Source organism: Paraburkholderia sp. OAS925, assembly GCF_040543975.1.
GTDB lineage: Bacteria > Pseudomonadota > Gammaproteobacteria > Burkholderiales > Burkholderiaceae > Paraburkholderia > Paraburkholderia graminis.
Window position 1 is genome coordinate 1,758,566 of record NZ_JBEUNO010000002.1, and the last position, 13,169, is coordinate 1,771,734.

12 protein-coding genes and 1 pseudogene are annotated in these 13,169 nt (G+C 66.7%); 2 read left to right on the top strand and 11 right to left on the bottom strand.

Annotation, left to right across the window (positions count from 1 at the left end; translation table 11 throughout):
- Position 1: 1 nt before the first annotated feature.
- The 11 genes and pseudogenes from pqqE to ABIE53_RS26720 all read right to left on the bottom strand — a co-directional run bounded on the left by pqqE (position 2) and on the right by ABIE53_RS26720 (position 10,901).
- A complete protein-coding gene (gene pqqE / locus ABIE53_RS26670; protein WP_006046572.1) occupies positions 2–1,246 on the bottom strand; it encodes a pyrroloquinoline quinone biosynthesis protein PqqE in 1,245 nt (414 codons plus the stop codon).
- Positions 1,247–1,250: 4 nt separating this feature from the next.
- The gene (pqqD, locus tag ABIE53_RS26675) at positions 1,251–1,520 is read right to left on the bottom strand and encodes a pyrroloquinoline quinone biosynthesis peptide chaperone PqqD (RefSeq protein WP_006046573.1); all 270 of its coding nucleotides are present in this window, start codon (positions 1,518–1,520) and stop codon (positions 1,251–1,253) included.
- A pseudogene (pqqC, locus tag ABIE53_RS26680) lies at positions 1,517–2,256 on the bottom strand (pyrroloquinoline-quinone synthase PqqC). Before pqqC ends, pqqD begins: the two are co-directional and overlap by 4 nt.
- A gap of 43 nt (positions 2,257–2,299) precedes the next feature.
- Positions 2,300–3,220, bottom strand: coding sequence for a pyrroloquinoline quinone biosynthesis protein PqqB (pqqB, locus tag ABIE53_RS26685; protein WP_006046575.1), 921 nt, complete (start codon positions 3,218–3,220; stop codon positions 2,300–2,302).
- On the bottom strand, positions 3,217–4,197 hold the full coding sequence (locus ABIE53_RS26690; protein ID WP_310074776.1) for an alpha/beta fold hydrolase: 981 nt from the start codon (positions 4,195–4,197) through the stop codon (positions 3,217–3,219). The genes pqqB and ABIE53_RS26690 overlap by 4 nt, the downstream gene beginning before the upstream one ends.
- Positions 4,194–4,760 carry a cytochrome b gene (locus ABIE53_RS26695; RefSeq protein WP_006046578.1) on the bottom strand — a complete coding sequence of 189 codons (567 nt, stop codon included), beginning with the start codon at positions 4,758–4,760 and terminating at the stop codon, positions 4,194–4,196. The genes ABIE53_RS26690 and ABIE53_RS26695 overlap by 4 nt, the downstream gene beginning before the upstream one ends.
- A 14-nt stretch (positions 4,761–4,774) precedes the next feature.
- Positions 4,775–5,635, bottom strand: a complete 861-nt coding sequence (locus tag ABIE53_RS26700; RefSeq protein WP_006046579.1) for a formylmethanofuran dehydrogenase subunit C — start codon at positions 5,633–5,635, stop codon at positions 4,775–4,777.
- On the bottom strand, positions 5,632–6,591 hold the full coding sequence (gene fhcD / locus ABIE53_RS26705) for a formylmethanofuran--tetrahydromethanopterin N-formyltransferase (RefSeq protein WP_107707606.1): 960 nt from the start codon (positions 6,589–6,591) through the stop codon (positions 5,632–5,634). Before fhcD ends, ABIE53_RS26700 begins: the two co-directional genes overlap by 4 nt.
- A gap of 46 nt (positions 6,592–6,637) precedes the next feature.
- Positions 6,638–8,350 (bottom strand): formylmethanofuran dehydrogenase subunit A, encoded by a 1,713-nt coding sequence (locus ABIE53_RS26710; RefSeq protein ID WP_006046581.1) that lies wholly within the window; start codon positions 8,348–8,350, stop codon positions 6,638–6,640.
- Complete coding sequence (locus ABIE53_RS26715; RefSeq protein ID WP_044020004.1) at positions 8,347–9,756, bottom strand: molybdopterin-binding domain-containing protein; 1,410 nt, start codon at positions 9,754–9,756, stop codon at positions 8,347–8,349. Before ABIE53_RS26715 ends, ABIE53_RS26710 begins: the two co-directional genes overlap by 4 nt.
- Before the next feature lie 356 nt (positions 9,757–10,112).
- Positions 10,113–10,901: a HisA/HisF-related TIM barrel protein gene (locus ABIE53_RS26720; RefSeq protein ID WP_006046583.1), complete on the bottom strand. Its 789-nt coding sequence runs from the start codon at positions 10,899–10,901 to the stop codon at positions 10,113–10,115.
- 13 nt (positions 10,902–10,914) lie between these two features.
- Here ABIE53_RS26720 and ABIE53_RS26725 point away from each other — a divergent pair, with 13 nt between their 5' ends.
- Both ABIE53_RS26725 and ABIE53_RS26730 read left to right on the top strand, forming a co-directional pair.
- Positions 10,915–11,988, top strand: coding sequence for an ATP-grasp domain-containing protein (locus ABIE53_RS26725; RefSeq protein WP_006046584.1), 1,074 nt, complete (start codon positions 10,915–10,917; stop codon positions 11,986–11,988).
- A complete protein-coding gene (locus ABIE53_RS26730) occupies positions 11,985–13,124 on the top strand; it encodes a hydantoinase/oxoprolinase family protein (RefSeq protein ID WP_192699230.1) in 1,140 nt (379 codons plus the stop codon). Before ABIE53_RS26725 ends, ABIE53_RS26730 begins: the two co-directional genes overlap by 4 nt.
- Positions 13,125–13,169 lie beyond the last annotated feature (45 nt).

Here is a 13,169-nt window from a genome sequence, read left to right on the forward strand (position 1 = left end):
GTCAACCCCTGGTGTGGCCGTTGTCGTTTGGCTCGTCGTGCGCCGTTTTTTGCACCTTGTTTTGCGGTGCATGCGCGCCCGTCAGCTTGCGCGAGTTTGCATCGTTACGGAACATGATGGGCTGCTCTCGTGGTTCATGCGCCGCCGCCGCGAGACGCGTCACGTCGACCACTTTTTCATGCAACGGCGACTTGTCGCACACAGGGTCCGCATTGGCCGCATCGCCGGTGAGCAGATACGCCTGGCAACGGCAGCCGCCGAGATCGTTTTCCTTCTCGTCGCAACTGCGGCACGGCTCTTTCATCCATTGCAGACCGCGGAAACGATTGAATGCGTCGCTCTCGTACCAGATCTCTCGCAGGGGCATGTCTTTCACATTCGGCAGCACGAGGCCGGGCAGCGCGCGCGCCGCGTGACAGGGCAGCGCGGCGCCGTCCGGCGCAACGCCGAGGAACACCGCGCCCCAGCCGTTCATGCAGCGCTTCGGGCGTCGCTCGAAATAGTCGGGCACGACGAAGAAAATCTTGCAGCGATCGCCATGGGTGCGCCGATAACGTTCGACCACCGCTTCTGCTTCCTCGAGCTGCTCGCGGGTCGGCATGAGCTGCGCCTGATTGTGATGCGCCCAGCCGTAGTACTGCGTGTTCGCGAGTTCGAGGTATTCGGCGCCCATCGCGAGCGCCATGTCGATGATCTTGTCGACGTGGGGCAGGTTATAGCGATGCAGCACGCAGTTCAGCACCATCGGAAACCCATGCTGTTTGATCGATGCCGCGACGCGCTGCTTCAGATCGAACGTGCGCGTGCTGCTCAAGAAGTCGTTGAGTTCCTGAGTCGAGTCCTGAAACGACAACTGGATGTGATCGAGCCCGGCCGCTTTCAGGTCGCCGAGGCGCTTGTCCGTGAGACCGACGCCCGAGGTGATCAGATTCGTATAGAAGCCGAGCTTGCGCGCTTCGCCGACCAGCACTTCGAGGTCGTCGCGCATCAGCGGTTCGCCGCCTGAAAAGCCCAATTGCGCGGCGCCGAGCGCGCGCGCCTCGCGCAGCACGCCGAGCCATTGTTCGGTGCTGAGTTCGCGATTGTGATTGGTGTAGTCGACGGGGTTGTAGCAGAACGCGCAATGCAGCGGGCAGCGATACGTCAGTTCCGCGAGCAGCCACAGCGGCGGCGCGACGCTCGCGGGCGTCGCTTCGGGCTGTGCTTCAGTGTGAATGTCGGCAGCAGGTTGCGAGAGATCGGTCATTGCGCTACTCCAGCCATCCGCGCGAATGCGCTTCGGTCACGAATGCGCGTACTTCGGGGCCAAGTCCTGTTGCGTTGAACGCCTGCTCGAGATCGGCGATAAGCGTTTCGATATCGCGCGTGCCGTCGCAACGTTTGAGGATTTCCGCCGCGCTCTGATTGAGCTTCACCATCCCTTCCGGATAGAGCAGCACATGCGCGTTCTGCGCCGGTTCCCATTGCAGCCGGAACAGCTTGTTGAGCGCGGGACGATCGGCGTTGGACATGTCGTTCATTGCGGAAAGGCCTTTTCGATCGAGTCCAGCATGGTCCACAGAATGTCGAGCTTGAATTGCAGAATCTCGAGCGCGCGTTCCTGTTGTTCGCGCCGCGTGAAGTAATTCAGCGTGACTTCGAGGCCGTGCTCCACGTCGCGCTGTGCGAGCGTGATGCGCGAGCGAAAGTAGGCGAGGCCGGACGCTTCGATCCACGGATAGTGTTCGGGCCAGCTCGCGAGCCGGTCGCGATGAACCTGCGGCGCGAACATTTCGGTGAGCGACGAGCACACCGATTCCTGCCACGGCGCGCGGCGCGCGAAGTTCACGTACGCGTCGACGGCGAAGCGCACGCCAGGCGTCACGTGTTCGAGCGACCACAGCTCGTCGCGTGAGAGGCCCACTGCATCGCCCAGGCGTGCCCATGTTTCGATGCCGCCTTCCTCGCCGCGCCGTAGCCGTCGTGATCGAGAATGCGCAGCACCCAGCGGCGGCGCGTTTCGCGATCCGGGCAATTGGACATCACGGCCGCGTCCTTCAGCGGAATGTTGATCTGATAGTAGAAGCGGTTCGCGACCCAGCCGCGAATCTGTTCGGGCGAGCAGCCGCCGCTATTCATCTTCACATTGAACGGATGATGAATGTGGTACGCCGTGCCTTTCGCGCGCAACTGCGCTTCGAATTCCTCACGGGTCCAGGCTTCGTCGCGGGCGCGCTCGCTGCCTGGCGTCGTACCCAAGGTGTCTTTCGCGTTCATGCAATCTCCCGTTCCTGCGCGACGCGTGCTGCGTGGCCGCGCTTCATAGTTCGAAGGTCATGCCGTCGTAGGCAACTTCGATGCCGTGCTCCGTGAGAAGGCGGCGCTCGGGGCCATCCTCGACGAGAATCGGGTTGGTGTTGTTGATGTGGATCAGCACCTTGCGCGCGCTTTTCGCGTCGAGCGAATCCAGTACTTCGATCATGCCACCAGGTCCCGATTGCTGCAGATGACCCATATCCGCAGCGGTTTTCTTCGAGAGGCCGAGGCGGATCATTTCATCGGCGGTCCACAGCGTGCCGTCGACGAGCAGCAGATCCGCCGCGCGCATCGCCTCGAGTACGTGCGGTTCGATCTCGCCGAGACCGGGCGCGTAAAAGACGCGCTTGCCGGTCTGCCGGTTCGTGAACACGAGCCCGATGTTGTCGCCGCGCTCGGGCGAGTTGCGATGCGGCGAGTAGGGCGGCGCCTTGCTGGTGAGCGGCAGCGCGTCGATCTGCACGCCGGGCAATGCGTCGACGCTGAGCGGCGCGCCGTCGAGCGCGATTCGCCGATGCTCGACGCCGCAGTAGTGCGAGAGAATCGGCGCGATTGGAAAACCGCTCGTCAGGTCCTGCCAGACGGCGTCGGTTGCATGGAGCGGCAGCGGCGTGTCGCGCTCGCGCAGCATCAGGAGGCCGGTGACATGATCGATCTGCGCGTCGATGACGAGCACCGCCGCGATGCCGCTGTCGCGCGCGCGGCGGGCCGGTTGAAGCTCCGAGTTCGCGGCGATCTGCGCGAGCAGATCGGGCGACGCATTCACGAGCAGCCAGTCCTCGCCGTTCGCGCTCACCGCAATCGACGATTGCGTGCGGCGCGTGGCCTTCAGCGTGCCGCGCCGCACGCCGTCGCAATTGCGGCAGTTGCAGTTCCACTGCGGAAAGCCGCCGCCCGCCGATGAGCCGAGTACCTTGATTTTCATGCCGCGCGGCGCAGCGTGCGCCCCTCGTCGGTGAGTGGAAGAAACAGTGTTGTCAGTGCATCGGCCACGCGTGCATGCAAAGCGGGATCGCTTGCAAGATGGCCGGCGCGCACGCATTCAATGTGAGCATTGGGAACCGCTCGCGCGAGGCGCCGCAGGTTATCCGGCGGACACACGGGATCGCGCGAACCGTGCACTGCAAAGAGCGGTACGCCGGCCGCGGCGGCGCGGCGCGCGAACGACAGCAACCGCGCTTCGCCGAGCCAGCAGCGATGCATCAGGTAATGCGCCTGAATGCGGTACTTGCCGATGAGCTTGCGGCTGTCCTTATGCGAGAGCCTGGCCGGTACGAGCCTGCGCCGCGTGTTCGCACTCGCGAGCACGGCGTTTTCATAGCCGCGCCATGCGAGCGCGAGCTTGCGCTGCTGGGCCTCGCTTGCGCGGCCGCGTTGCAGCCGCGCATGGCATTGCGAAAGCAGCGCAGCGGGCCGCTTGCAATGCGCAGCGGCGCAGAGCTTTTGCCATGCGCGCGGCGCGCGTTTTTGCGACGTGACGAACAGGCCGCGAACCTCGCGCATCGACGTGAGAAAAAGGCCGCGCAGCACCACGCCCGTCACCGATTGCGGATGCCGTCCCGCATAGGCGAGCGCGAGCGCCGCGCCCCACGATCCGCCAAGCACGCCCCAGCGTTCGATGCGAAGCCGCACGCGCACCGCTTCGATGTCTTCGATCAGGCGGTCGGTGCGGTTGCGGCGCACGCCGCCGCGCGGCGTCGAAGCTCCAGTGCCGCGCTGATCGATCAGCACGACCCTGAAGCGCGTCAGGTCGAAGAGCCGCGTTGCGTCAGGCTGACTGCCGCTGCCTGGGCCGCCATGCAGGACGACGACCGGCACGCCGTCGTCGGCGCCCGCAACCGTGAACGACACGCGATGCGCGTCGCGCGTGCGTAGCGTGCCGGTTGTTCGCGCCCGCGTCATGGCAGCATCCTCGCGAGCAGATTGTCGCGGTCGATCCATTGATGCTTGATCGCGCCCGCCACATGCAGCACGATCAGCGCGATCAGCAGATACGCCGTCACCTCATGAATGCCGAAGAACAGCTCGCGCAAGCCGTGATCGTCCCAACCCCACTTCGGCAGCGGAATGCCCCAGAAGCGCGTCCCATAGCGATTGAACGACGAGCCCAGATAGCCCGACACAGGCATGACGACCATTGCCACGTATAAAAGGCCCTGCGTAGTGCGCGCGGCGGCGCGTTGCCACGGTCGCATCGGCGGCAGGGGCGGCCGATGAAAGGCCGCCCGCGCCGCGATGCGTAGAAGCACCAGCAGGAAAACTGTGAGTCCGATGGATTTGTGAAGGTTCAGCAGCGTCGCCTTGAGCGGCAGGCCCTTTGGCAGTCCGACCATGTAGAGCCCGAGCGCAAGCAGGCCGATGATGCCGAACGCGATCAGCCAGTGCAGCGCGATCAACGAGCCGGCATAGCGCGGCGTGGACGTGTCGGCGCGGCGTTGTGCGGAAGAAGCATGCGCGGTCGTCATCTCTGCCTCCCTGGTTAGCTCATCACAAGTATTTCGCCGCGCCCGTCGACGGCGGCGTCGCCCGCATAACGGCGCGGCAGCGCGGCCGCGCGCCACTGCGAAAACGGCGCGATTTCGCCCGCGAGACTGCGTACGAGCAAGGACCAGAATACGTCGAAGCCGCGGCCGCCGTCGGCGAAAGTGGGCGGCAGACTAGTGGGACGCTGCGCAAGCAGCAGGGTTCCGCGCCGCATACCGTACGCATAGTGTGCGCCCAACCGGCCTGCAATGCCGATGGTCCCCGCCACGAGCCGCGACGCCGCGAAGTCGCCCGCATCGCCGCCGACCAGCACGAGCCCGCGGCGCATCCGGTCCGCGAGCCGCGCGCCCGCGTTGCCGTGAATCGTCAGCGTGCCGCCCGTCATTCCTTCGACGTCGCCGGCGAGCGCGCCCGCCGCGAAATCGCCGCAATCGCCCGCGACGGTCAGCCGTCCGCCGCGCATTTCGCAAGCGGTGAAGTGGCCGGCGTCGCCGTCGATACGCAATACGCCGCCCGCCATCTGGAAGCCGCTGTGATCGCCCGCCGAACCGCGCACGATCAGATGGCCTTGCGTCATCCGTGCGCCGAGACGGTCGAGCCACGGGACGGCGTCTTCGATCACGAGCGCGGCTTCGGCGTTCTGTGCGTTCTGCTCGTCCTTTGCATCGGGCGCTGCGTCGCCGTTGCGCGACACATCGAATACATCGCCGACGACGCAACGATCGTTGCCCGCGGGCAGCACGAGGCGCTCGATGTCCGCGACCGCGAGCGCCGCGAACGTTGCGGGCAGCAACGCCGAAGCATCGACGCGAAAACCCGGTGCGGTACGCACGCGCAATGTCGTCACGACGCTCATGCGCTGCTCCCGCCGAGGCCGCCGGCCAGTTGATGCAGATGGAAGTGATACGGGCCGAGCTTGCCGCCGTAATTGCCTGCGGAAATGCGCAGCAGGCCGCCTGCGCGCCCGAGTCCCGCAGCCGCGACGATGCCCGCCGTCATCGCCGCGCCGACATCCGCCTCGGTGAGTCCGTCGATCACGATTTCGAGCACGCAGCCCACTTCCGCGCTCAACTCGCTGCGCGCGGAGAGGCCGGCGAGCGTGGGACAGAACGCGTCGTTGGTGGACGCGGTCGCGCCTTTGTACTTCGAGCCGACTTTCGATCCCGACCGCACGACGCCGCCAGGAAACGGCAGGATCACGCTCGGCAGGCGGCGCATCGCGTCGACGGCGGCCTCGGCGGCTGCGAGCGCCGCGTCGATGTCGCGCGCGAGCAGGATCAGATTGCCGCCGCCCACCGCCTTCACGGTGGGCGCTGTTTCTTCGCAGACGAACTCGCCGTCCATCACCGGCACGCGCCAGTAACGCGTGTCGCCGAGCATCTTCGAAATCTGCCAGCCGTCGCCGAAAAAGCGCAGGTTCTTGCCGAGCGGCGCGAGGTCCGACAGCGGCGCGCGGCTCGTTTGCGGATCGATGCCGCGATACACGGCCGTGGTCGGACACGTGAGCACGCATTGACCGACGCGCCGCTCGATCTGCTTCGCCAGTTCCTTCGACGACACCGCGAACAGCAGCACGGCGACGCCTGGCCGACCATCCGGCGTGTCGTCGCCCTCGAGCGTGCGTTCGATGCCCGCCTCGCAGCCGCAGCCGATCACCGAGGTCGCGAAGCCCGTCAGCGAGTGCGCTGCGTTCATCGCCCACGCCGGCGTATGCGCGGTGATGACGAGCCGCGTCGCCTTCATCGGAAACGCTTCGGCGAAGGTGGCGTCGATCGTGGTGCCGTTGATCTGCAGGGTCGGCGTGTCGCTCATCGTGTGCGTGTCACGGTTCGGGGTGACGGTCGTCGGGTCAGCGGTTTCAGCCATGTCGTTGACCGTTCGCGAAGCATTCGACCGGCAACAGCTTGCCGCCGCGGCAGCAGTGGCAGATCTCGTCGTCGCCGATTGCGGCATGCGCGAAGTTGCTCGCGAGATTCGCTTCGCTGTAGGCGCGGATTCGCTTCTCGATGCCGCGGTCGAATTCGGGCGACACGAAATGGATGCCGCCCGTTGGCGTCGAGACCAGCGTGCCGTCGCGCGCGACCAGTTCGCCGTCCTTGAACACATAAGCGGGCGACGTGAACATCCGCTCGCGGTCGGCATCGTCGCGATACACGGCGATGTCCGCCGCCGCGCCCACGCCGAGATGGCCGCGGTCCTTCAGGCCGAGCAGACGCGCCGGCCCCGCGCGCGTGATGGTCGCGATCTCGTACAGCGAGAATTCGCGCGTCAGTTGCGGCAACGCGCTCGCCACTTGCGCGTCGGGATGCAGCTTCGCGAGTTGCTCGTCGCGAAACGATTTGTCCATCAGCAGACGAATCAGATGCGGATAGCTCGTAAACGGTCCGCCGTTCGGATGATCGGTCGTCATCGCGACGCGCCACGGGTCGTCCACCAGCAGAAAGATTTCGAGCCCGATGATCCACTGCAACGCATTCACGTAGCTCTGCTCGCGATAGCGAAACGGCACCACGCCGCAGCCGGCGTCGCATTCGATGTCGCCGACCACCCACTTGTGCGGCCGCGCGAGCGGCGCGTTGCGGAACTGCATCATGGTGTCGCCGGAAGCGGTGACGGTTTGCCCGAAGATGATCTGACCGACGTCGATGGACACATTCGGCCGCGCATTCACGGCTTCCGCGATGCGCCGCGCGCCCGACGAAAACTTCTGCGGCCCTTCTACGCCATAGCTATGAAACTGGATATGCGTGAGGTGGATCGGCAGGCCGTCGGCGGCGTCCATCGTCGCGATGGTCGAATCGATGTTGCCGGGCACGCCGAGATTGCTCGCGTGCACATGCAGCGGATGCGGCACGCGCAGTTCGGTGAGCGCGCGTGTCAGCGTGTGCAGCACTTCGCGCGGCGTGATGCCGTAATGCACGTGCGGTTCGTCGACATCGAGCGAGCGCTGGTTGAACTTGAACGCCGAGATGCCGCCCGGATTCACGACCTTCACGCCGAGCGCCTTGCTCGCATGAATCGTCCAGCCGACGTAGTCGCGCAGATGCTCGAAATCGTCGCGCGCGGCCAGCATTTGCAGGAACAGTTCGTCGTTGCCGAGCATCACGTACGCGCCGTGATCGATGATCGGCGTGTCGCCCATCTCGAGGTGCGTGTGGCGCGCGTTGGAGGCGATCATCGCCGGTTCGAATGCGGCCGTGTAGCCCATTTCGGCGTAACGGTAGCCGGTTGCGAGCGTGCCGGGCGCGCAGACGCCGCAAGACGGCAGGCGCAGATAGCGGCCGTTTGCGTCCTGCACGGATTCATAGGATGCGTCGCGCACGGGATCGTCGCGGTGATCTTCGGGCAGCAGGAGGCGCGACAGATTGGTCTTGCCGCCGCCGATATGCGAGTGCATGTCGATGCCGCCCGCCATCACGATCATGCCGGTCGCGTCGTATTCGCGGTCGGCTGGAGCGTTCGCGGGGACGTCGACGATGCGGCCGTCGCGGATTGCCAGGTCGCGGCGCTCGCCGTCGACGCCGTTGGCCGGATCGAAGAGGGTGCCGCCCTTGAGGCGGATGAGCGTCATGGCTGGGCCTCTGCGTGAGACGCGGCGAGCGGCGTGGCCAGCAGCGCGCCAAGCTTTGCGGCAATCGTTCCGACCGACGGAAGCGCAGCGCGGCGCGCGGCGGTGAGCGGCATCACGACTGAGCTGTCCACCCGGAACAGATGCCCGCCGCTGTCCACAGCCGGTGTCGCCACCGGAATAAACACGGTGTTCTTGCCGCGAGCCGCCGCGCGCTGCGCGAGAGCCGGATGCCCGAGCACGATGAGCGGCACATCGTCGGGAAGCGCTTCGGGCCACGCGGGCGGCGCGAAACTCGCGACCCACAAGAGCGCGTCGACTTCGCGATCCGCGAGCAGTCTTTCCGTGCGATAGCGATACGGATCGTAGTCGAGCGGCGTAGTCCCCGCGATACGCGCCGGTGTCGATACGCGCGTGCGAAGCGGCAGGCCCGAGAGCCATGTCACCGTCTGGTTGACCGTCAACGCGCCGTCATCGCCGCCGAGCGCGAGGCCGCCCGCGCGCGACTTCAGATTCGATGCCTTCACGATCCGGTTCAACGCTTCGATCAGCAACGCCGCATGAGGGCCGGGCAACGACGCGGGTTCGTACACGAGCACCGTGTAGCGCGCGGCATCGATGCGAGCCTGTAGCGCCTGCAACGCGGCAAGCGTGCGCTGCGCGTCTTGCGCATCGGCGACGTCCTGATGCAGCGAAGTCGGCGGACGGCGGTCGCTGATCGTCGACCACAGCGCGAGGGTATCGAACGGATCGGCGTCGGGCAAAATCGACTCGACCCGCACATGCTCGCAGCCAGGTCCACTCGCCGCCGGGTCCGCTTCGCAGCCGATGAATACGAGTTCGCGCGGCGTCGTCGTTCCCTCGATGGTTCGCGTGAAAAAGCGCGGATAGCGCCGCGATGGCTGGCAGCCGAAAAACAGCAGCAAATCGGCGCGCGACCGCACTTCGGAAAGCGTCGTGAAGAACGAGCCGCGGTCCTGAAGCGCGAGCGTCGCGGCGCTCATTGCATCGCCATGCCGATGATCGAGGATCGCGCCGCAGCCGGCAGCGAGCGTGTACAGCGCACGCGCGCCGGCCACATCGGTCGCCAATGCGCCGAACAGCGGCCGCGGCGCTGACGACAGAATGTGCGCCGCGCGCGTGAGCGCCGCGTCGAGGTCCACCGCGTTTCCGTCGATGCTCGCACTGCATTGCGCATCCGCGGCGCCATAGTGCGTGAGCGCTTCCAGGAGGCGCGGGCAGTCGGTGTTCTGCGCGGCGAGCGTCGCGTCGTCACGCGATTCGATCGCGAGGTCATCGCAAAGCAGCGGACAGAACGGGCAGGTCCAGTCGCGCGTGATCGACGCGGCGGCCGAGGGGGCCGCGCCCGAGGGGCTGGTCGTCGACGGATCGGTGGGCGAGAGGTGCATGGGGCGACTTTTAGCAAGCTCCATGCCGACGCGTTTCATCGCGCGGCAATAGTGCGGTGCAAATGCATGGTGCTTAGGTCGCGTTGTGCTTGAATGTGTATGCCGGGCGAACGGCCGCGAGGGCGCGCCGTGTCCGAACTCAGACCCACAAACGCCTGCCGATTGAACAGCGTGCCCGACTTCGCGAAGGCCGCCCGCTGCGCCGCGCCGCGCTATGCGCCTGCGTTGTCCGCGTACAGGTTGTGTGCCGTTCTGGAGCAGAGTGTCACCCGTGGCCGGCGAAAGCACGATAAAGCCTGGCCGTTGTTTACCACCGCACCGCTTCCGCCGATTGGCATGGAACTTGTTTTGCTCGCCTACGTCGACGCTGCGAGCGGCAGGCCGATGCGGCCATCGTGCAGCGCCGACGCGACGAGCCAAGCGCTTGCGCCGGTACGGGCCGCAGCAGCCAGATCGCCGCGATCGCGAATGCCGCCCGCGCCGATCACCTGAGTATCGGCAGGCGCGCTGGCTCGGATGCGTTCGAAGGTGGCGAGATCGGGACCGTCGTAGCTGCCGACCTGATCGAGCGTCATCGCGATGACTCTGCGCGGCCACCATGAGCGCGCGGGCTCCTGGCATTCGTGAGCGGCAGCGGCGCTAAGCAGTTGGCCGGCGCGATGGTCGAGCGAGAGGATCGGCGAGGTTGGCGAGGCTGGCGAGGTTGGCGACGCGGCTGTTTCGGCGGCGCGCAGTGCGTGAATGTCTTGCAACGATTCGGTGCCGAATACCGGCACGAGCGTCGCGAGCGCGTGCTGTGGGTGTTGCGAGTGCTGCGGGTGCTGATTGCTTGCGTCGATGCGCGCGAACAGCGCCTGCATCGACGCGAAGTCGGCATAGCCCGCGTCGAGCCAGATGTCGATGCCGGGCAGCGCGGCGCGCAACGCGGCAAGCGTTTCGATGTGAGCGCGCTGCTGAAGGATCGCGCCGAGGTCGGCGATGTAGAGCGTGCGGGCGCCGCTTGCAGCAAGCAGCGCGCGGGCGATGGCAAGCGGCTCGCTGGTGGCGGCAAGCGACGAACGTATCGGCAGATAGGCGCTCCGTTCGCCGCGCACCGCGCGCACGACTTGGCCGTCGAGCAGATCGAGAACCGGTATCACCTGCATAGGGGCGCGTCCTTTGACCAAGATCTTTGTCTTCGAGTATCTCACCGGCGGCGGCATCGACCCGGCATTGGCCGGCGCGGCGAGTCTCGCCGACCTGAGCGCGCTGATCGTCGAAGGCCGCGTGATGCGCGACGCGCTGGTCGCGGACCTGCGCCAACTCGACGATGTCGAGGTGAGCTTCGCAACCTCGCGCTTTGAAAACGTCGACCCCGCGCTCGCTCATTGTATGGCCGCGCCGGGCGAATCGATGACGGCTTTCGTCGCGCGCGCGGCTCGCGAACATGACTATGCATGGATCGTCGCGCCCGAATGCGACGGCTTGCTGCTGCATCTGTACGACGCGGTCGGCGCGGCGCGCTGGCTCGGCTGCGCGAAGGAAGCGATCCGCGTCACGTCGAGCAAGAGCGCGACCGCCGCGTGCCTCGCCGCGAAGGGCATTGCGACCACGCCGGCCATCGAGCCCGGTCATGCGGCGGCCAATGCAATGGCCCACGCGGGGCGCAAGTGGGTCGTGAAGCCGGACGACGGCGCGGGCGGACTCGACACCTTCGTATTCGACGATTTCGCCGAAGCCTGCACCGAATACGATGCGCGCGCGGCAGCGGCGCGTAATCCGGTGTTGCAGGAGTGGGTCGACGGCGAGCCGCTGAGTCTTTCGCTGATCTGCGACGGCAAAGGCGTCGAACTCGTCAGCATCAACCGGCAACGGATTGGGCTCTCGGAGAGCACGGCGCCGGGGCAGCGCGCGAGCATCGTCGAATTCGACGGCGTGACGGTCAATCAGATCGACACGGCCAGCGACCAGGGTCGGACGCTGCGCGAGCTCGCTCATCGCGTCGCGGAGGCGATACCGGGGCTGCGCGGCTTTGCCGGAATCGATGTAGTGTGGCATCCGTCGCGCGGTCCTGTGGTCATCGAGGTCAATCCGCGACTGACTGTGGCTTATGCGGGTTTGTCGGCGGCGCTTGGGCGCAACCTTTCCGCGGTGTTGCTGGGCGCGCATGGGGTTCGGGTTGGCGAACCTCGCGAAACCACGAGCGCGGCGCGCGAGTTCGACACTCACTCCGCTTGCGGAGCGCAGCCATGAACGCGCCGCGCATGGAACCGGTAGGCCGCTCGCCGGTGTTCGGCTGGGACGTCGGCGGCGCGCATGTGAAGGTGTCGATGAGCGATGCCGGCGGCGTGCTGCTCGACGTCGGCCAGTGGGCCTGCCCGTTGTGGCAAGGGCTCGAACATCTCGAGCGCACGATCGAGCTTGTATTCGAGCGCTGGCCGGTCGCGAAGACCTACGCGGCGCGTCATGCGGTGACGATGACCGGCGAAATGGTCGACCTCTTCGAGGACCGCTCGCAAGGCGTGCGCGCGATCGCCGCCGCACTTGCGCAGCGGCTCGGGCCGCGCGTCGCTTTTTACGCGGGCGACGCGGGCTGGTTGACGCGCGAGACGTGCGCGGCCGGCTGGCGCAGCGTCGCGTCGGCGAACTGGCTCGCGACCGCGCACTGGCTCGCGACGCGCGTGCCGAATGCGTTGCTGATCGACATCGGCAGCACGACGACCGACATCATTCCGGTCGCGAACGGGCGTGTGGTTGCGCGCGCATCGACGGATGCCGGGCGGCTCGCGACCGGCGAACTCGTGTATCAGGGCGTGGTGCGCACGCCGCTGTGTGGCATCGCGCGGCGCATCGAATTCGGCGGCGCAGCCGTCAACGTGATGAACGAATGGTTCGCGAGCACCGCCGACGTCTACCGGCTCACGGGCGAACTCGCGCCGCAATACGACCTCTACCCGAGCGCCGACAATGGCCCGAAAACCGAATTGGCGAGCCGAAGGCGGATCGCGCGGATGATCGGCCGTGACGCGCACGAAACGAGTCCCGCCGAATGGCGCGCGTTCGCGTTGCGCTGGCGCGAGCTGCAATTGCGCGAGATCGGCGCGAACCTGACGCGCGTCACGGCCGCGCATCCCGAACTGGCCGCCGCGCCGCTGGTGGGCGCGGGCTGCGGACGTTTTCTCGCGGCGGCGCTCGCACGCGAGGAGGCGCGCGGCTACATCGATTTCGGCACGCTCGCGGGAGGCGCGGCGGATCAGGCGGAGTGGGCGGCGACCTGCGCGCCGAGCGTCGCGGTGGGTTTGCTGGCAGCGGCGCGGTATGGGAAAGCGGGCGACGTGACGGCCGGCGAGGGCGCCGCGAGCGTCGATGCGGCTTTTCGGGCCGCGTGAAGGGGACGCGGCCGATGCAGTGATTGTGGCTAGAGGAAAACGCAG

Excerpts from the sequence above, each read along its gene's own strand:
- pqqB (WP_006046575.1), bottom strand. The coding sequence starts at position 3,220 with ATGAAAATCAAGGTACTCGGCTCATCGGCGGGCGGCGGCTTTCCGCAG.
- fhcD (WP_107707606.1), bottom strand. The coding sequence starts at position 6,591 with ATGAGCGACACGCCGACCCTGCAGATCAACGGCACCACGATCGACGCC.
- ABIE53_RS26715 (WP_044020004.1), bottom strand. The coding sequence starts at position 9,756 with ATGCACCTCTCGCCCACCGATCCGTCGACGACCAGCCCCTCGGGCGCG.
- ABIE53_RS26710 (WP_006046581.1), bottom strand. The coding sequence starts at position 8,350 with ATGACGCTCATCCGCCTCAAGGGCGGCACCCTCTTCGATCCGGCCAAC.
- ABIE53_RS26720 (WP_006046583.1), bottom strand. The coding sequence starts at position 10,901 with ATGCAGGTGATACCGGTTCTCGATCTGCTCGACGGCCAAGTCGTGCGC.
- ABIE53_RS26730 (WP_192699230.1), top strand. The coding sequence starts at position 11,985 with ATGAACGCGCCGCGCATGGAACCGGTAGGCCGCTCGCCGGTGTTCGGC.
- pqqE (WP_006046572.1), bottom strand. The coding sequence starts at position 1,246 with ATGACCGATCTCTCGCAACCTGCTGCCGACATTCACACTGAAGCACAG.
- pqqD (WP_006046573.1), bottom strand. The coding sequence starts at position 1,520 with ATGAACGACATGTCCAACGCCGATCGTCCCGCGCTCAACAAGCTGTTC.
- ABIE53_RS26700 (WP_006046579.1), bottom strand. The coding sequence starts at position 5,635 with ATGAGCGTCGTGACGACATTGCGCGTGCGTACCGCACCGGGTTTTCGC.
- ABIE53_RS26695 (WP_006046578.1), bottom strand. The coding sequence starts at position 4,760 with ATGACGACCGCGCATGCTTCTTCCGCACAACGCCGCGCCGACACGTCC.
- ABIE53_RS26690 (WP_310074776.1), bottom strand. The coding sequence starts at position 4,197 with ATGACGCGGGCGCGAACAACCGGCACGCTACGCACGCGCGACGCGCAT.